Origin of the sequence: Holtiella tumoricola, assembly GCF_027857615.1 — a bacterium.
GTDB classification, from domain to species: domain Bacteria; phylum Bacillota; class Clostridia; order Lachnospirales; family Cellulosilyticaceae; genus Holtiella; species Holtiella tumoricola.
Genome location: NZ_JAQIFT010000016.1, coordinates 20,263 through 38,232, shown reverse-complemented (window position 1 = coordinate 38,232; position 17,970 = coordinate 20,263). Strand labels below are relative to the sequence as shown.

General features: G+C 37.0%; 15 protein-coding genes. 12 read left to right on the top strand and 3 right to left on the bottom strand.

Annotation, left to right across the window (positions count from 1 at the left end; translation table 11 throughout):
- Window positions 1-11: 11 nt before the first annotated feature.
- From cobS to PBV87_RS03785, 4 genes are all read left to right on the top strand, one after another.
- Window positions 12-764, top strand: coding sequence for an adenosylcobinamide-GDP ribazoletransferase (gene cobS, locus PBV87_RS03800; RefSeq protein ID WP_271011198.1), 753 nt, complete (start codon window positions 12-14; stop codon window positions 762-764).
- Window positions 761-1,837 (top strand): nicotinate-nucleotide--dimethylbenzimidazole phosphoribosyltransferase, encoded by a 1,077-nt coding sequence (gene cobT / locus PBV87_RS03795; protein ID WP_271011197.1) that lies wholly within the window; start codon window positions 761-763, stop codon window positions 1,835-1,837. Before cobS ends, cobT begins: the two co-directional genes overlap by 4 nt.
- 23 nt (window positions 1,838-1,860) lie before the next feature.
- Window positions 1,861-3,051, top strand: coding sequence for a CD0519/CD1768 family membrane protein (locus PBV87_RS03790; protein ID WP_053984177.1), 1,191 nt, complete (start codon window positions 1,861-1,863; stop codon window positions 3,049-3,051).
- A gap of 73 nt (window positions 3,052-3,124) precedes the next feature.
- Window positions 3,125-4,087 (top strand): NAD(P)H-dependent glycerol-3-phosphate dehydrogenase, encoded by a 963-nt coding sequence (locus PBV87_RS03785; RefSeq protein ID WP_271011196.1) that lies wholly within the window; start codon window positions 3,125-3,127, stop codon window positions 4,085-4,087.
- 46 nt (window positions 4,088-4,133) lie between these two features.
- Here the strand turns inward: PBV87_RS03785 and PBV87_RS03780 are convergent, their stop codons facing one another.
- The 3 genes from PBV87_RS03780 to PBV87_RS03770 all read right to left on the bottom strand — a co-directional run bounded on the left by PBV87_RS03780 (window position 4,134) and on the right by PBV87_RS03770 (window position 7,335).
- Window positions 4,134-5,015 (bottom strand): carbohydrate ABC transporter permease, encoded by an 882-nt coding sequence (locus PBV87_RS03780; RefSeq protein ID WP_053984175.1) that lies wholly within the window; start codon window positions 5,013-5,015, stop codon window positions 4,134-4,136.
- A gap of 13 nt (window positions 5,016-5,028) precedes the next feature.
- Window positions 5,029-5,934, bottom strand: coding sequence for a carbohydrate ABC transporter permease (locus PBV87_RS03775; protein ID WP_053984174.1), 906 nt, complete (start codon window positions 5,932-5,934; stop codon window positions 5,029-5,031).
- A 72-nt stretch (window positions 5,935-6,006) separates the two neighbouring features.
- Window positions 6,007-7,335 (bottom strand): ABC transporter substrate-binding protein, encoded by a 1,329-nt coding sequence (locus PBV87_RS03770; protein ID WP_053984173.1) that lies wholly within the window; start codon window positions 7,333-7,335, stop codon window positions 6,007-6,009.
- A 244-nt stretch (window positions 7,336-7,579) separates the two neighbouring features.
- On the opposite strand from PBV87_RS03770, the gene PBV87_RS03765 reads away from it, so the two are divergent.
- The 8 genes from PBV87_RS03765 (at window position 7,580) to PBV87_RS03730 (ending at window position 17,771) form a co-directional block, all read left to right on the top strand.
- Window positions 7,580-8,242: an HAD family hydrolase gene (locus PBV87_RS03765; protein WP_053984172.1), complete on the top strand. Its 663-nt coding sequence runs from the start codon at window positions 7,580-7,582 to the stop codon at window positions 8,240-8,242.
- Between the two features lie 342 nt (window positions 8,243-8,584).
- Window positions 8,585-9,508, top strand: a complete 924-nt coding sequence (locus PBV87_RS03760) for an aspartate carbamoyltransferase catalytic subunit (RefSeq protein ID WP_053984171.1) — start codon at window positions 8,585-8,587, stop codon at window positions 9,506-9,508.
- A 1-nt stretch (window position 9,509) separates the two neighbouring features.
- Window positions 9,510-10,799, top strand: coding sequence for a dihydroorotase (locus PBV87_RS03755; protein ID WP_053984170.1), 1,290 nt, complete (start codon window positions 9,510-9,512; stop codon window positions 10,797-10,799).
- 105 nt (window positions 10,800-10,904) lie between these two features.
- Window positions 10,905-11,819 carry an orotidine-5'-phosphate decarboxylase gene (gene pyrF, locus PBV87_RS03750; protein WP_271011195.1) on the top strand — a complete coding sequence of 305 codons (915 nt, stop codon included), beginning with the start codon at window positions 10,905-10,907 and terminating at the stop codon, window positions 11,817-11,819.
- Window position 11,820: 1 nt separating this feature from the next.
- Window positions 11,821-12,882 carry a carbamoyl phosphate synthase small subunit gene (locus PBV87_RS03745; RefSeq protein ID WP_271011194.1) on the top strand — a complete coding sequence of 354 codons (1,062 nt, stop codon included), beginning with the start codon at window positions 11,821-11,823 and terminating at the stop codon, window positions 12,880-12,882.
- Window positions 12,882-16,103, top strand: a complete 3,222-nt coding sequence (carB, locus tag PBV87_RS03740; RefSeq protein WP_053984167.1) for a carbamoyl-phosphate synthase large subunit — start codon at window positions 12,882-12,884, stop codon at window positions 16,101-16,103. The genes PBV87_RS03745 and carB overlap by 1 nt, the downstream gene beginning before the upstream one ends.
- Entirely contained in the window at window positions 16,096-16,857 is a 762-nt protein-coding gene (locus tag PBV87_RS03735) for a dihydroorotate dehydrogenase electron transfer subunit (protein WP_053984166.1), read from the top strand. The genes carB and PBV87_RS03735 overlap by 8 nt, the downstream gene beginning before the upstream one ends.
- Entirely contained in the window at window positions 16,857-17,771 is a 915-nt protein-coding gene (locus PBV87_RS03730; RefSeq protein WP_271011193.1) for a dihydroorotate dehydrogenase, read from the top strand. The genes PBV87_RS03735 and PBV87_RS03730 overlap by 1 nt, the downstream gene beginning before the upstream one ends.
- Window positions 17,772-17,970 lie beyond the last annotated feature (199 nt).

Genomic DNA, 17,970 nt, shown 5'->3' with positions numbered 1-17,970 from the left:
AGTTGAAGCAGATGAAGAAGTTAAAACAATGGGTACTAGCTATGCAATTTTTAACACGTATTCCTATTACCAAAGCAGCAATGCCGGCAGAACCGAGTGATTTTAAAGGAGCCATGTGCTTTTTTACTTTTATAGGGCTCATTGTGGGTATTTTTACTTGGATACTATTTGGAGTAGGAAGTTTAGTAGATCCCTTACTGGGTGCACTTTTAGCTACAATAGGTGGTATTTGGATAACAGGTGGTATTCATTTAGATGGTGTAAGTGATGTATTTGATGGATTTGGAGCCAATCGAGATGCAGCAAGAACGCTAGAAATTATGAAAGATAGTAGAGTGGGTACATTTGGTGTATTAGCACTACTTATTGATTTTATGTATCATCTTATTGGATTTTACCTTTTAAGAGAAGATCCTTATTTAATGATATGGGTACCTGTAAGTGCAAAAATGGCAGTTTGTTTAATCTGTTCTATAGGACGTAATGTCTCAAAGGGAATGGGTTCTTTATGGATTCAAAACATTAGTAAAATAGGACTGGGATTTAATCTTCTAGTTTTTTGTGGTGTAGGCATAAGTCTTGTATCAGGAATGGAAATGATATTAGGTCTTTTAATCGTTGGTGTAACAGTGTTTATTTTAAATCATAAATTTAGTAAGAAGTTAAATGGTTTGAATGGAGACTGTTTAGGTGCAACACATCAACTAGCGGAATGGGTTATATTAACCTATTTGATGATTATAAGTAAGGGGATGATTGGATGAGACAAGAGGAACTTAAACAATTTATAGCAGATATTGAACCTTTAAACCTTGAAGTGGCAAAACAAATGGAAACTTATCTGGATGGGCTGACTAAACCTGTAGGCTCTTTAGGGAAATTAGAGCAGTTAATGATTCAGTTAGCAGGTGTGCAGGGCACAATGGATATAAAAACAAAACCGTGTGCAACAGTGATTATGTGCAGTGATAACGGTGTATGCGACCAAGGCGTAAGTAGTTGTCCCCAAGAAGTGACAGCCACTGTAACCTATAACTTTACAAGAGGTATAACAGGTGTGAATAAGCTTAGCCAGTTTGCAGGTTCAGATATACATATCGTTGATATAGGTGTTAAAGCAGACTTTAAGCATCCTTTGATTCATAATCGTAAAATAGCTTATGGAACTCAAGATATGAGTATTCAGTCTGCAATGACTTATGAACAAGCGATGGAAGCGATTGAAGTAGGTATTGAAGAGACAAATAAATTAATAGAGAATGGCTATGAGATTTTTGGAACAGGTGAAATGGGTATTGGTAATACAACAACATCTGCAGCTATTACAGCCGCTCTTTTAAAGTTAGATGTAGAAGAAGTGACAGGTAAAGGTTCAGGGGCTAAGGATCAAGTATTTAATAGTAAAATCAATGCAATTAAAAAGGCATTTCAAGTGAATCAACCAGATCCTAATGATCCCATTGATGTTTTAGCCAAAGTAGGTGGATATGATCTAGCAGGCCTTGTTGGAGTCTATCTAGCAGCAGCTCATGGAAAGAAAGTAGTGGTAATTGATGGTTTTATTGCAGCAGCGGCAGCATTAGTTGCTTATAAACTATGTCCAACAGTTAAAGATTACATGGTAGCATCTCACCTCTCAAAAGAAGTGGGTATGCAGAAATTATTAATGGAGATTGGACTTGAGCCACATTTAAACTTAGAGATGCGTCTAGGAGAAGGAAGCGGATGTCCAATTTTATTTAATCTTATAGAAATGGCTAAATATACATTATTAGGTATGGGTACTTTTGAAGATGCAGGTGTAGATAAAAGTAATTACATGCATATATGGAAATAAAGTAATAGCTAGAGGGAGACAGCATGAATAGACAAGATGAGCACAATCAAGAAGTGCATTACAAATTAAAAAAGGCTGTAGGTATTGAAGGTGTATTATGTTTAGTAATCACTTTTGGAGGCCTCTTTTTACTAGGTCAAAAAATGGGTGTAGCAAATATGTTCAATACACTCCTCAATACATCTTATGACCTTTTAATGGGAACAGTATTTTATATTATGGCGATTGCAGTTATAGCAGGTGCGTTCTCAGGTGTTTTAACTGAATTTGGTGGGTTGGCAATTATTAATAAGTTACTTTCAAGACTTATGAAACCACTATATGATTTGCCAGGTGCAAGTATTATGAGTGTATTAACCACTTATTTTTCGGATAATCCAGCAATACTCACATTATGTGATGACAAACGTTTTAGACAATATTTTAAAAAGTATCAGCTACCAGCTCTTACGAATTTAGGAACAGCCTTTGGGATGGGACTTATGATTACTGTATTTATGATCGGTGTTAAAGGTGTTGGTGAGCATTTAGGCATAGCTGTTGTGATTGGGAATATAGGTGCAATTATAGGAAGTATTATAAGTACAAAGCTTATGATGTACTATACCAAAAAGCATTATGGTACCGAGAGTTGGTGTGAAGAAGTAATTGATGAAAGTATAGATCTTATTAATTACCGTGAAGTGAGAACAGGAAGCTTAGGTGAACGTTTTATGAATGCACTTTTAGAAGGTGGACATTCAGGAGTAGGGATGGGTATGGCTATTATTCCAGGCGTACTTATTATCTGTACTTTTGTCCTTGTTCTTACTAATGGACCATCATTAGATGGAACTTATACAGGTGCAGCTTATGAGGGGATTGGTCTACTTCCTATACTAGGAGAAAAATTAAACTTTATTTTACAACCTCTATTTGGTTTTTCTTCACCACAGGCCATTGCTGTTCCAATTACTTCATTAGGTGCAGCGGGTGCAGCCATTGGACTTGTGCCAAACTTAGTAAGCGAAGGGCTTGCACATGCCAATGATATTGCTGTATTTACGGCAATGTGTATGTGTTGGAGTGGTTACTTAAGTACACATACAGCTATGATGGATAGCTTAAAGTGTCGTAGCCTTACAGGCAAAGCCATTTTTTCTCATACAATAGGTGGTCTGTGTGCAGGGATTGCAGCTAACTGGATTTTTAAATTAGTATTAATCATATTATAAATACTACATAGATGACAACCTCAGTTTTATCATTAAGGCTGAGGTCTTTTCAAATAGATGGGAGGCAAATAAGATGAATGTTTCAGTATTAGGATGTGGAAGATGGGGAAGCTTTTTAGCATGGTATACCAATCGTGTAGGACATGATGTGATGCTATGGGGAAGACCAGGCTCTAAAAACTTAGAATCTCTAAGATTAGAACGTAAAAATGAGTACTTAGAATTGCCAGAAACTATTAAGTTTACAGATTCTCTAGAAGAAGCGGTAGAAAGCGCTGAGATTATTATAATCTCTATCAGTGCGCAGCAACTTAGATCATTTTTACAAACAGTATCCGCCTTGCCTCATATAGATGAAAAAATCTTTTTACTCTGTATGAAAGGATTAGAAGCAGGAACAGGTAAGCGATTGACTCAGGTGTTTAAAGAAGAGATGGGCGCAGGATGTCATGTTGGTGTATGGTTAGGACCAGGCCATGTACAAGACTTTAGAAAAGGAATTCCAAACTGTATGGTCATAGGTAGTGATGAAATAGAAGTAACAAAGAAAACAGTTGAAGCATTTAATAGTGAGCTTATTCGTTTCTATTATGGACAAGATTTAATAGGAAACGAGATTGGAGCAGCTACAAAGAATGTTATGGGAATTGCAGCAGGAATGTTAGACGGTGCAGGCTATAGCAGCTTAAAAGGTGCTCTCATGGCAAGAGGTACAAGAGAACTTTCACGTATTATCCGTGCTATGGGAGGTAATGACTTAACCATTTATGGATTAAGTCACTTAGGTGATTATGAAGCCACACTGTTCTCGCCACATAGTAATAACCGCCGATTTGGAGAAGACTATGTAAAAGGTATTCCCTTTACAAAACTAGCAGAAGGGGTAGCAACTATTGAAGCCCTACATCATTTATCAGAAGTTTATGACGTAGAACTGCCTATTTGTAGTGCACTTTATGCTATTTTGTTTGAACACAAAGAAACGTCTAAAGTATTGGTGGACTTATTCTTAAGACCTGTTAAATTCGAATTCTAAACAAAAAAGAAGCTGCTGCATAAAAATGCAACAGCTTCTTTTTAAATCATCCTTTGACACCGCCGCCGGTTACACCAGCAATAATCTTCTCGGAGAGGAAGATATAAAGGATGAAAGTTGGTAAGAATACGATAATAACGGCAGCAAACATACCTGCCCAGTCACCTGTATATTTCATAGAGCTAATCATTGAGTAGAGACCTACAGCAACAGGTCTAAGTGAATCTGAATTTGCGAAGATAAGAGAAATAAAGTATTCATTCCAAATATTAATAAAGTTGAAGATTGTTACAGTAATAATACCTGGTTGAGCCATTGGAAGCATGATCTTCCAGAAGGTTTTCATAGGTGAGCATCCATCAATAGCAGCTGCTTCTTCAAAGGAATGTGAAATATTACTAAAGAAGGTGAGTAAGAAAATGGTTGTATAAGGGACGTTAATACCTATATATAAGAAAATGAGAACGGCTCGATTGGCAAGGGGATTATTAAGGATATCCATTCTAGCAATAAGTGTAAAGAGTGGAAGGATAATCATAATAGCAGGTACGCCCATTGCAGATACTAAACTGGTTTGGATAAACTTATTGGCAATAAAATCAAATCTAGAAAGAACATAAGCTGCAGGTGCACAGATAATAACTAGTGCGGTACAAGAAATAAGGGCATATTGAAGTGAGTTCAAGAAGAATACAGAAACGTTAGAAGTGGTCCAAGCTTTTATATAGTTTTCAAAGTGAAGTCCAGTAGGAAACTCAAGTGCCTTGCCGGCGAAAATATCTTTTGTTGTAGAAAAGCTAGCAGCGAGAACCCAGCCTAGAAGAACGAAGGTAAAGATAACCCATATGGTTAAAATCAGGTAACCTGGTGCAAGTCTTAATTCTTTTTTCCAATTTACTTTGTCTTTGTATTGTTTAGCAGTAGCCATAGAATCTCCCCCTTTAGAATTCAAAATCATCTTTTTTAATTAATTTGTTGGTAATCAGGAAGATCGCAACAACACATACGCAAAGGACAACACCAACTGTTGCACCAAGACCAGCGTTACGTTCTGTAACTGTATTACCTGCACCAAACACTTGCATGTACATATAAACCATTGGGGTGATCGTTTGGGTATCGGCTGTAACTGTAGAGAAAAGTTGAGACCATACAAAGAAAGCAACACTTGTTACGGACCACATGGTAATATTGGTTTTAATAACACCACGAAGTAAAGGGAAAGTGATATGGAAGAATTGATTCACTTTATTTGCACCATCAATAGTTGCAGCCTCATAGTAATCTTGCCCAATACGTTCAATACCACTGGTGAAAATAAGCATATGATAGCCTACCATACCAAAACAATAGGCAATAAGAAGGGCTACAAATTTATATTCGCTAGAAGTCCATTGGATAGCAGCTAAACTATCAAGTCCTAGTGAAGTAAAGACTGATTTTAATAAACCAAATTTAGGGCTATAGACATATTGGAGCCACATAGTAGCAAGAGCAACAGCACTTACAACATTAGGAAGGTAAATAACAGCACGGAAGAAGCTTTTAAAGCGAATACCGCTTGTAAGAATAACTGCAAAGAGTAAGGCAATAGACATAACGATAATGCCACCAAAAAGCCAGATACGGAATAGGTTCCACATAGAAGTTCTAAAAAGTCCGGTATTTAGAAGTTCAATATAATTACTTGCGCCTACAAAGTGCCATTCACTCATGGCATCCGTAACACCCTCGATTTTGAAAAAGCTCATAAGGATGGTCCTACAGATTGGGTATAAGTAAATGAGTACAAATAGAATTACAACAGGTGCTAAAAAGGCAATGATCATCGGTTTATTTTTTTTCACATAAAATCCCCCTATACGATAAAATGCATAAGGGGTGAGGTATCTTGGTCATACCTCACCCCTTGTAAGAAATTATTTACTTGCTTTTTCCATATTATCTACAAATTGCTCTGCTGTAATTTGACCACCACATAATTTTAAGAAGTTTTCTTTAATGATAGGCGTCATATTGTTATTAGCTTCTACACCAGCAGCCCATGTATAACGTGTTGTTAAGCTATCAAGAACAGGCTTTACATCAGCAAGTAAGTCTGGCCATTTGGTATTTGTAGTATCAGCAGGGATACCTGTTGAATTGGCAGAAAGCTCAGCGTCAAATTGGCCTTTAGTGATATAAGTAATAAGGTCAAAGGCTTCTTGTGGTACTTTAGAATCTTTATTTACAGCAAATACTTGTGCACCAAAGTTAGCAGCTTCTACACCTGTTACACCATTTGGAACAGCAGGATAGCTAAAGCATCCCCATCTAAAGTCTGGTCCTGTAGTACCAAGAACTTCATTTGGTAACCAAGAACCGTTTAAGTACATAGCAGCTTCACCTAAAGCAAGTTCTGTATTTTGACCAGCTGGCCATACGTTAGAAGCTACATATTCTGAGAAATAGCCTTTAGAAGCGAGTGCTTCATAAGCTTTAGCAGCTTCAAGAACAGCTGGCTCTTCAGCCCAAAGGCCTTCATTAACAATTTGAGTAACACGTTCTTCACCAACAGTACGTGCTAAATGGTAACCAATCATACAAGTAATGTAAGCATCATCACAAGTAATAGGTGTAATACCAGCAACTTTAAGTTTTTCGCAAGTTGCTAAAAATTCATCCCAAGTTTTAGGTACATCTGTGATACCAGCTTGGTCAAATAAATCTTTATTATAGAAGAATGCAAATACGTTAGGTTGATAAGGGATAGATTTTAATGTACCACCGCCTACCTCACGGCAAGCTGACATTAAACCAGAAACGGCAGTAGCATCATAGTCAGATGCAGCTGCATAAGATTCTAAGTCTAATAAATATTTACCCCAAGTAGAGTTTACACGATCGATATCTTCATCGAATAAGTCAATCGTTGTACCAGCATCTAAAGCAGCTTGAAGACCTTCACGAATACCTGTACGTCCTTTGAATTGAACTTCTACGGTATTGCCTGTGTCTTTTTGATATTGGTCAATAGCTGCTTGGATAGATTGGCCTTGAGCTTCAGTAGCTTCCCACATAGACCAATAAACGATTTTTTTACCACCATCAGTAGATTCTTCTTTTTTAGGCTCTTCTTTTGTTGTTGTACTTGTATCAGATGGAGCAGGTGTGTCAGTAGTGTTTGATGTTGATGTAGGTGCACAGCCAGTAAATAGTGAAGCAGCAAGAGACATACACATTAATGAACTAATCCATTTCTTTTTCATCAAAAATCCCCCCGATATAAAGTTTAATATTATAATTGTATATAAAGCTAAAAAAATACTTTATAATAAATTTATTTTAATGCATATCTACTAAAAATACTTGCAGAATATTTACACATTTTTATAAAATATTTACTTAAATTTTTAAAAAGTCAAACTATTACAAGAGGGCTAAAAACTTATTATAAGGAAAGAAGTAAAGGTGGTATAATAGAAAAGGTGAAGACATTTAAGGAGGAGAAAGATGAAGACAGTTAAATTAGTCATTTTTGATTTAGATGGAACACTTGTCAATACATTAGAAGACTTAGGTGTAAGTACTAATTATGCCCTTAAGCAATATGGATACATAGAGCATCCTTTAGAAAATTATAGATATTTTGTAGGAAATGGTGTCTATAAACTTATGGAACGTGTACTTCCAGAAGAAGTGAGAAGTGAAAAAGAAATACAGCGTTTAAAAGAAAGCTTTATTCAGTATTATGATACCCATTTAACGGATTATACAAAACCTTATGATGGTATTATAGAACTTTTACATAACCTTAAAGATAAGGGTATTAAGTTAGCTGTGGCAACGAATAAACCTCATGCACAAGCATTACGTGTAGTAGAAGCTTGTTTTGAACAGGGATTAATTGATAGAGTGGAAGGACAACAAGATGGAAAACCACATAAACCTGATCCAACGGTTATTAATGAGCTGATGGCTGCATATAATGTGAAGAATGAGGAAGTGCTCTATGTAGGAGACTCAGACGTAGATATGCAAACGGCAGTAAATGCCAAGTTACGTGGAATAGGTGTAGCCTGGGGATTTAGAGGAGAAGAGGAACTTTTACAAAGCGGTGCTTATGCAGTCATTCATGAACCGTTCCAATTACTTCAACATATTACGACAAAATAGATTGACACATTTAAGGGGATATGGTAGTATAGGTAACAGTAAATGAACAAAATTAAATAAATAGCCTTTAAGCTTGATCCTGTGAGATCAAAAAGGAGAAGAGAAAATGAAAAAGATTATGATGCAGCTTGGTTTAGGCCAGCTAGATTTAGTATGGAGAAATTCTAAAGAATTTAATAATAGATTAAAAGAAATAGATTAGATATTGCCTTATTTAACGAGATTTTATAAGGTACTATGTAATCTCGTTTCTGCTTCACTTTTTTGCAGCTTAAAGGCAATGAAAAGACTTAGGTCTTTTTATTGCCTTTTTATTTTTTTAAAACCAAAGGAGGATACACCATGTTAAAAAGTAAAGATTTACTGGGGATTCGTGATTTAGAAGTAAGTGAGATCATGAGTATCTTAGAACTTGCACATGAAATGAAGAAAAAAATTACAGACAGTACTTTAAGAGAAGATACATTAAAAGGTCGTAGTATGATTACTTTATTCTACGAAAACAGTACAAGAACAAAAGTATCCTTTAATATGGCTGGACTTTACCAAGGTGCGATGGTAACGGATTTAGGTGTTGCAACAAGTAGTGTACAAAAAGGGGAAACCTTAGTAGATACAGGTATTACACTAGATCAAATGGGCATTGACTTTATGGTTATGCGCCATGGGTTAAGTGGAGCGAGCCACTTACTTGCAAAAAATGTTAAAGCTTCTGTTATTAATGCAGGAGACGGCGCAAATGAACATCCGACACAAGCACTTTTAGATCTCTATACAATGCTTGATAAAAAAGGTAGCTTTAAAGATTTAAATGTAACCATCGTAGGTGATATTGCACATAGTCGTGTAGCAAGATCAAATGTATTCGGTCTTAAAAAGCTGGGTGCAAATGTAACACTTGCAGGATGCGGCACATTAGCATCAGGTACAATGGAAGCACTAGGTGCAACAGTAACTCATGATATTAAAAATGCAATCAAAGGTGCAGATGTAGTCATGGGACTTCGTATCCAGATGGAAAGACAAAAAGGTGGATTATTCCCTAACCTTCGCGAATATAGCCAGCTTTATGGTTTAGATGAAGAAATGTTTAGTTATGCAGATAAAGAAGCAATCTTAATGCATCCAGCACCAGTAAATCGTGGTATTGAACTGATGCCAGAGCTATTAGATAGTAACGTAAGTGTTATTGATGAACAAGTACAAAATGGTGTAGCAGTACGTATGGCAATCCTTGCTTTATTAAACGAAAGGAGAGGAAGATAAGATGAAACTGGTTATTAAAGGTGGGTTAGTTGTTAACCCAAGTACAAAACTAGAAGAAGTAACAGACATCCTTGTAGAAGATGGTGTGATTGTAAGCATAGGTGAAACCCCAAGTGACTTACTTGAGAATGCAGATGTCAAAGTAATTGAAGCAGAAGGTAAGTTAGTAGTACCAGGTCTTATCGACCTACATGTACACTTAAGAGAACCAGGCTTTGAACATAAAGAAACAATTGAAACAGGCTGTCTTGCAGCAGCACGTGGTGGTGTAACAACAATGTGTTGTATGCCAAATACGAACCCAGTTATTGATAATGAATGTGTTGTAGAATACATCAATACAATGGCAAGACGTGCAAATGGTGTAAAAGTTCTTCCAGTAGGTGCCATTACAAAAGGCTTAGAAGGTGAAACACTAGCAAACATTGGAAAGATGAAAGAACATGGAATCTGTGCGATTAGTGAAGATGGTAAGACAGTAGCAGATGCGGGTCTTATGAAAAAAGGAATGAGCTATGCAAAACCATTTAACCTTCCAATCTTCTCACATACAGAAGATCGTGCACTATCAGGTGGAGCAATGAATGCAGGTGTAAATGCACAACTGTTTGGAATCAAAGGCATTGGCCGTGATGCAGAAGAAGTGATCGTAGCACGTGACATTATCTTAGCACGTACAACAGGCGCACAGCTTCATTTATCACATATGAGTACAAAAGGAAGCTTAGATCTTATTGAAATGGGTAAAAAAGTATGGGGCATGACAAATTTAACAGCAGAAACTGCACCTCATTACTTCATCTTAGATGATAGTATCTTAGGAGACTATGATAGTAATAAGAAAATGAGCCCTCCACTACGTACAAGTGAAGATGTAGCAGCTATGAAACAAGCACTTAAATCAGGAATTATCGATGTTATTGCTACAGATCATGCACCACATCATTATGATGAGAAAAATGTTGAGATTGAAAAAGCACCTTTCGGTATTGTAGGGCTTGAAACAAGTTTTGCATTAAGTTACACACATCTTGTAAAAGCAGGTATTCTTACTATCTCAGAACTTATAGAAAAAATGAGTTACAATCCAGCACGTATCATCAATAGCCCATCAGGTCGCTTAGAAGTTGGTGCACCAGCAGATATTACAGTAATTGACTTAGAGACACCATATATCATAGATTCAAATAACTTCCTTTCAAAAGGTAAAAACACACCATTTAACGGAATGGAAGTATACGGTGATGTAGAAGTGACAATAGTAGATGGTAGAATAGTTTACGAAAAATAAACAAGATTATAATAAATATTAAGATAAATGAATAAAAATTCACAAAAGATGAAAAATGTAGTATAATAGGAAGAAAGATTTCACACATATAAAAGGAGATAAGCCATGATTGATAGATTACTTACCAAAATCAAAACAGTAGAAAACCCAACTGTAGTAGGATTAGACCCAACATATAGCATGATCCCAAATTTTATTAAACAAGAGATGTTAGAACGCTTTGGAAAAACACCTAAAGCAGTAGCAGAAATGTTTATCAAATTTAACAAAATGATTATTGATGAAGTCTATGACCTTATTCCATCTGTAAAACCTCAAATTGCAATGTATGAGCAATACGGTTTAGAAGGCCTTCGTGCATATATGGAAACATGTGAATATGCAAAAAGTAAAGGTTTAATCGTAATCGGGGATATTAAAAGAGGGGATATTGCTTCAACTGCAGCTGCATACGCTGGCCACATTGCTGGTGTAGAGGTAGAGGATGAACACTTTGATTTATGGCAAGAAGATGCAGTAACACTTAATCCTTACATGGGATTTGATGGTATTGAACCTTTTATAGATGCATGTAACAAAAATGACAAAGGCTTATTTATCCTAGTTAAAACAAGTAATCCAAGTAGTAGTGAGATTCAAGATTTATTAGTAGATGGTACACCAATTTATGATAGAACTGCTGACCTTGTAAGCAAATGGGGAGAGCTCACTATGGGAGATAGGGGTTATAGCCGTATCGGTGCTGTAGTAGGTGCAACACATAAAGAACAAGGAACAGAACTTAGAGCACGTATGCCACATACCTTCTTCTTAGTACCAGGTTATGGTGCACAAGGTGGAACATCTGAGGATCTTAAAGGATTCTTCGATAAAGATGGACTAGGCATTATCGTTAACTCTTCAAGAGGCATTATCGCAGCATACCAAAAAGATAAAACGTTTGATGAGAAAGACTTTGCAAAAGCTTCTAGACAAGCTGTTATTGCAATGAGAAATGATTTACAAGGAGTGATGGGTTAAGATGAAAGCACAATTAATACTAGAAAATGGAATGGTATTCGAAGGTAAAGCATTCGGATATCTTAAAGAGACAATCGGTGAGGTTGTATTCAATACTGGGATGACAGGATATCAAGAAATTCTTACAGACCCATCTTATTATGGACAAATGGTTGTTATGACCTACCCACTTATTGGGAACTACGGTGTCAACCTTGAGGATATGGAATCAAATAAAGCACATGTGCGTGCTTTTATCGTAAGAGAAAAATGTGATTACCCAAATAACTTTAGATGTGAACTTACATTAGACGGTTATTTAAAAGCGCAAAAAATCATTGGTCTTGAAGGCATTGATACAAGAGCCCTTACAAAAGTACTTAGAAAGCACGGTACAATGCGTGCAATCATTGCTGTACGTGAACTTACACCAAGCCAAGTAAAACTTAAAATAGATAGCTTCAACAACCAACATGCGGTTCCAGAAGTAACAACGAAAGAAGTTTACACTATCCCAGGCGAAGGCATCCACGTAGCAATGATCGACTGTGGTATGAAACAAAATATTGTACGTTCATTTAATGAAAGAGGTTGTAAACTTACAGTATTCCCATACGATGCAACAGCAGAGGAAGTTTTAGCAGCAAATCCAGATGGGGTATTCTTATCAAATGGACCAGCCGATCCAAAAGATGTACCAACAGTTGTTAACATGATTAAAGAGTTAGTAGGGAAAAAACCAATTACAGCAATCTGCCTTGGTCACCAACTTTTATCTTTAGCACTTGGTGGGGATACATCAAAACTTAAATTCGGTCACCATGGTTGTAACCACCCAGTTAAAGACTACGTATCAAACCGTGTTTATATTACATCACAAAACCATAACTACTATGTAAGCACACTTCCAGAAGGTGCAAAAGTTACACATACAAACTTAAATGACAATACAGTAGAAGGTATGTATTTTGAAGATCTTGACATCTACAGTGTTCAATTCCACCCTGAAGCATGTCCAGGACCAACAGACACAGCACATATCTTTGACGAATTTATTAAGGTAATGCAAGGAGGAAAACTATAATGCCAAGAGACTTAAGTATCAAGAAAGTATTAGTAATCGGATCAGGCCCAATCGTAATCGGCCAAGCAGCGGAGTTTGACTATTCAGGAACACAAGCGTGTCAAGCTATCCGTGAAGAAGGTATTGAAGTTGTCCTTGTTAACTCTAACCCAGCAACTATTATGACAGATAGAGAAATTGCAGATAAAATCTACATTGAGCCACTTAACGCGGAAATGTTAGAAAAAATCATCGCTAAAGAAAGACCAGATAGCGTACTTGCAGGTGTAGGTGGACAGACAGGTCTTAACCTTGCAGTAGAGCTTCATGATAAAGGGATTTTAGATAAATATAATGTACGTGTGATCGGTACACAAATCTCAGCGATTAAAGAAGGTGAAGATCGTGAGCTCTTCAGAGATTTAATGGCACGTATCAACCAACCAGTTATTGAAAGTGAAATCGTTGAAACAGTAGAAGATGCTGTAACATTTGCTAGAAAGATTGGTTACCCAGTAGTAGTAAGACCAGCATATACACTTGGTGGTACAGGTGGTGGTATCGCAGAAACTGAAAGCGAACTTCGCGAAATTGCTGCAAGTGGGATTCACTTATCACGTGTAAATCAAGTACTTATTGAAAAATGTATCAAAGGTTGGAAAGAAATTGAGTACGAGGTAATGCGTGACCAATATGGTACAGTTATTACAGTATGTAACATGGAAAATATAGACCCAGTTGGTATCCATACAGGAGACAGTATCGTAGTTGCTCCTTCTCAAACACTTTCAGATAGAGAATACCAAATGCTTCGTCGTGCATCACTTGATATTATCTCTGCATGTGATATCCGTGGGGGCTGTAACGTACAAATCGCTCTTCACCCAGATAGCTTTGAATATGCAATCATTGAGATTAACCCTCGTGTAAGCCGTTCATCAGCACTTGCTTCTAAAGCAACAGGTTATCCAATTGCTCGTGTATCTGCAAAGATTGCTCTTGGATACGGATTAGATGAAATCAAAAATGCTGTAACAGGTAAAACATATGCATGTTTCGAACCAACACTTGACTACTGTGTTGTTAAGATTCCAAAATGGCCATTCGATAAATTCTACACAGCAAAACGTACACTTGGTACAAAAATGATGGCTACAGGTGAAATCATGGCAATCGGAAATAACTTTGAAAGTGCTTTCCTTAAAGGTCTTCGTTCACTTGAAATCGGTCAATTCAGCTTTGAACATAAGAAGCTTGAAGCTTGTACATTAGATGAGCTTAAAGAACGCGTCATTACAGCAGATGATGAAAGAATCTTTGCACTTGCTGCAATGCTTCGTATGCACTATAGAGAAGAACAAGTATGTAAAATTACAGGTATGGACATCTTCTTCGTAAAACGTTTCAAATGGATTGTTGAACAAGAAGAAATCCTTAAAGAAATGGAATACGAAGATCTTACACCAAAATACCTTCGTAAACTTAAACGTCGTGGATTTGCAGATAAAGCCATTGCAGAATTCATTGGTGTAGCAGAAGATGACATCCGTGAGTTACGTATCAAATGGAACATCATGCCAGTTTACAAAATGGTAGATACATGTGGTGGGGAATTCGAAGCAGAGTCTCCATACTACTACTCAACATATGATGAAATCGATGAAGTTGTAGTATCAGATCGTGAAAAAGTAATGGTTATGGGATCAGGTCCAATCCGTATCGGTCAAGGGATTGAGTTTGACTACTGTTCAGTACATGCTGTACAAGCGCTTAAACGTCGCGGTATTGAAACAATCATCGTAAACAATAACCCAGAAACAGTAAGTACAGACTTTAACACTTCAGATAAGCTTTACTTCGAACCACTTACAGACGAAGATACTTACCACATCATTATGAAAGAACAACCAAAAGGTGTAATCCTTCAATTTGGTGGTCAAACAGCAATCAAACTTGCTAAGTTCTGTGACAAAATGGGTATCCCAGTACTTGGAACACAACCAAAACAAGTAGATGCAGCAGAAGACCGTGAGAAGTTTGATGAAATCTTAGAAAAACTTCAAATCAAACGTCCAAAAGGAAAAGCGATTTGGTCAGTAGAAGAAGGTTTAACAGTAGCACGTGAACTTGAGTACCCAGTACTTGTACGTCCTTCATATGTACTTGGTGGTCAAGGTATGGAAATCACATACGAAGAAGAACAACTTTCAAGATATCTTGTAAATGCATTCGATCGTGATCCAGAAAACCCAGTACTTATTGATAGATACTTAATGGGACGCGAAATTGAAGTTGATGCCATCTGTGATGGTGAAAACATCTTAATCCCAGGTATTATGGAGCATTTAGAAAGAGCAGGTATCCACTCTGGAGATAGTACAACACTTTACCCAAGTGTAAATATCTGTGATGAAATCAAAGAAAAAATTATTACATGTACACGTATGCTTGCAAAAGAACTTGAAGTACTTGGTATGATCAACATTCAGTACATTGAGTACAAAAATGACTTATACATCATCGAAGTTAACCCACGTTCAAGCCGTACAGTACCTTATATCTCAAAAGTTACAGGTGTACCAATTATCGACCTTGCAACACGTTGTATGTTAGGTGATAAATTAGAAGACTTAGGTTATGGCACAGACCTTTACCCAGAACCAGAAAACTTCTATGCAGTAAAAGTACCAGTATTCTCAACAGAAAAACTTCCAAGAGTAGAAGTAAGCCTTGGACCAGAAATGAAATCAACAGGTGAAGTACTCGGTGTAGGTAGTACAATTGAAGAAGCACTTTATAAAGGATTCATTGCTGCAGGCAAAAAACTACCAAACAAACAAGGAACAATCTTTGCAACTATTCAAAAATATGACCAAGATGAATTTATTGAGATTGCTAAACGCTTCGATAAACTTGGTTACAAGTTCATTGCAACAGAAGGTACAGCTAAAAAACTTCGTGAAAATGGTATGGATGTAAGAGAAGTAGGCAAACTTTCAGAAGGTAGCAACGAAATTATAGACCTCATTCGTAGTGGTGAAGTAGACTTACTTGTTAACACACCTACAAAAGGTAATGATTCAACACGTGACGGATTCAAAATCAGACGTCATGCCATCGAGTCTTCACTTCAAATTGTAACTTCACTTGATACATTAGCAGCTATGGCAGACATTGCATCAAGAGACTTAACCATTGCACAAACTGGTATCTTCAACATGGGAGACAAACAAGATGAGTAAAAAAGTTGTATTAGGCCAAGTTCTATCTAATGAACAAATAGAAAAAGACGTTTATAAAATGGTCATCAAACAACCAGAGGCTGCTAAAAGCGCAGCTCCTGGTCAGTTTGTAAATCTTTACACAAAATCAGAAAGCATGCTTCTTCCAAGACCAATTAGTATTTGTGAAATTGGAGAAGAAACACTTACACTTGTATATGGTGTAGTAGGTAAAGGAACATTAGAGTTTTCAAGTTACAATGTAGGGGATGACATTAAGCTTACAACAGCACTTGGAAATGGCTTTACACCAGCTGAGGCTCACACACATGTTTTAGTAGGCGGTGGGATTGGTGTACCACCACTTGTAGAACTTGCAAAACATTTAGAAGGTGAGAAAATCGCTGTGATTGGCTTTAGAGAAGCACCTTTCTTACAAGATCGCTTAGAAGAACTGGGTGTAAAAGTTTATATCGCAACAGATAGTGGTGCACATGGCTTTAAAGGAAATGTAGTAGAGCTTATGGAATCAGAAGGTATCTTAGGTGATTACTATTATAGCTGTGGGCCAAAACCAATGCTTCGTGCACTTGCGGGCTTCTGCGGTGCAAAAGGCAAACCTGTACAAGTTTCTCTTGAAGAACGTATGGGATGTGGCTATGGTGCTTGTGTAGGTTGCGTATGTAAAACAAAAGCAGCCAACGAAGTAGGCTATGAACAAAAGAAAGTTTGTAAAGACGGCCCTGTCTTTTTAGGAAGCGAGGTAGCGTGGTAATGAGTAAATTAGATTTAAGTGTTAATCTTGGTGGAGGTCTTATATTAGATAACCCAATTACAACAGCATCAGGTACATTTTCACCACGTGAAAGCGGTGAGTTCTACAACTTAAGTGAACTTGGTGCAATGATTACAAAAGGGATTGCCAATGTACCATGGGAGGGTAACCCAACACCTCGTATTGCAGAAACTTATGGTGGTATGATCAATGCTGTAGGACTTCAAAATCCAGGAGTAGATTACTTTATCGAGCACGAACTTCCATATGCAAAACAATTTGGTACTAAAGTGATTGCAAACGTAGCAGGTCGTAGTATTGAAGATTACTGTGAAGTTGTAGAAAAGCTTAGTGAAACAGATGTAGACGCATTAGAAGTGAATATCTCTTGTCCAAACGTTAAAAAAGGCGGTATTGGATTTGGTGTACAATGTGGATTAGCAGGAAGTGTTGTAAGAGAAGTGAAACGTGTTTCTAAAAAACCTCTTATTATCAAACTTTCTCCAAACGTAACAGATATTACAGAAATTGCAAAAGCAGTAGAAGCAGAAGGTGCAGATGCAATTTCTCTTATTAATACATTACTTGGGATGAAAATCGATGTACATCGTATGCGTCCAGTTGTAGCCAACAAAATGGGCGGATTCTCAGGCCCAGCCATTAAACCTGTTGCAGTACGTATGGTTTACCAAGTAAGACGTGCTGTCAATGTACCAATCATTGGTCTTGGTGGGATTATGACAGGTGAAGATGTAGCAGAATTCATCTTAGCAGGTGCAGATGCCGTTTCTATTGGAACAGCAGCACTTATTAACCCAACAGCACCAGTAGACATTAAAAACGAATTCATTGCTTATATGAATCAATACGGATTTAAAAACTTAGCAGAACTTAGAGCTGCTTTACAAGAATAAATCAATTTGTAAAAGTGGACGTCCATAAGGGCGTCCTTTTTTCTCATATGTGAGCAATAAAATACTCCATTTAGAAATAGCGTATAACAAGTGTCTAATTGAAAACAATAATACTATACGCTTTTTTTAACTTGTGCTATAATCTAAAATGTTAAAATAAGCATTGCATCTTTTATGAAGAAGAGCGATAGCAGGAGGT

Coding starts and splice junctions, on each gene's coding strand:
- PBV87_RS03745 (WP_271011194.1), top strand. CDS start 11,821: ATGAAAGCACAATTAATACTAGAAAATGGAATGGTATTCGAAGGTAAA.
- PBV87_RS03735 (WP_053984166.1), top strand. CDS start 16,096: ATGAGTAAAAAAGTTGTATTAGGCCAAGTTCTATCTAATGAACAAATA.
- PBV87_RS03780 (WP_053984175.1), bottom strand. CDS start 5,015: ATGGCTACTGCTAAACAATACAAAGACAAAGTAAATTGGAAAAAAGAA.
- PBV87_RS03760 (WP_053984171.1), top strand. CDS start 8,585: ATGTTAAAAAGTAAAGATTTACTGGGGATTCGTGATTTAGAAGTAAGT.
- PBV87_RS03785 (WP_271011196.1), top strand. CDS start 3,125: ATGAATGTTTCAGTATTAGGATGTGGAAGATGGGGAAGCTTTTTAGCA.
- carB (WP_053984167.1), top strand. CDS start 12,882: ATGCCAAGAGACTTAAGTATCAAGAAAGTATTAGTAATCGGATCAGGC.
- PBV87_RS03730 (WP_271011193.1), top strand. CDS start 16,857: ATGAGTAAATTAGATTTAAGTGTTAATCTTGGTGGAGGTCTTATATTA.
- cobS (WP_271011198.1), top strand. CDS start 12: ATGAAGAAGTTAAAACAATGGGTACTAGCTATGCAATTTTTAACACGT.
- PBV87_RS03765 (WP_053984172.1), top strand. CDS start 7,580: ATGAAGACAGTTAAATTAGTCATTTTTGATTTAGATGGAACACTTGTC.
- cobT (WP_271011197.1), top strand. CDS start 761: ATGAGACAAGAGGAACTTAAACAATTTATAGCAGATATTGAACCTTTA.
- PBV87_RS03790 (WP_053984177.1), top strand. CDS start 1,861: ATGAATAGACAAGATGAGCACAATCAAGAAGTGCATTACAAATTAAAA.
- PBV87_RS03770 (WP_053984173.1), bottom strand. CDS start 7,335: ATGAAAAAGAAATGGATTAGTTCATTAATGTGTATGTCTCTTGCTGCT.
- pyrF (WP_271011195.1), top strand. CDS start 10,905: ATGATTGATAGATTACTTACCAAAATCAAAACAGTAGAAAACCCAACT.
- PBV87_RS03755 (WP_053984170.1), top strand. CDS start 9,510: ATGAAACTGGTTATTAAAGGTGGGTTAGTTGTTAACCCAAGTACAAAA.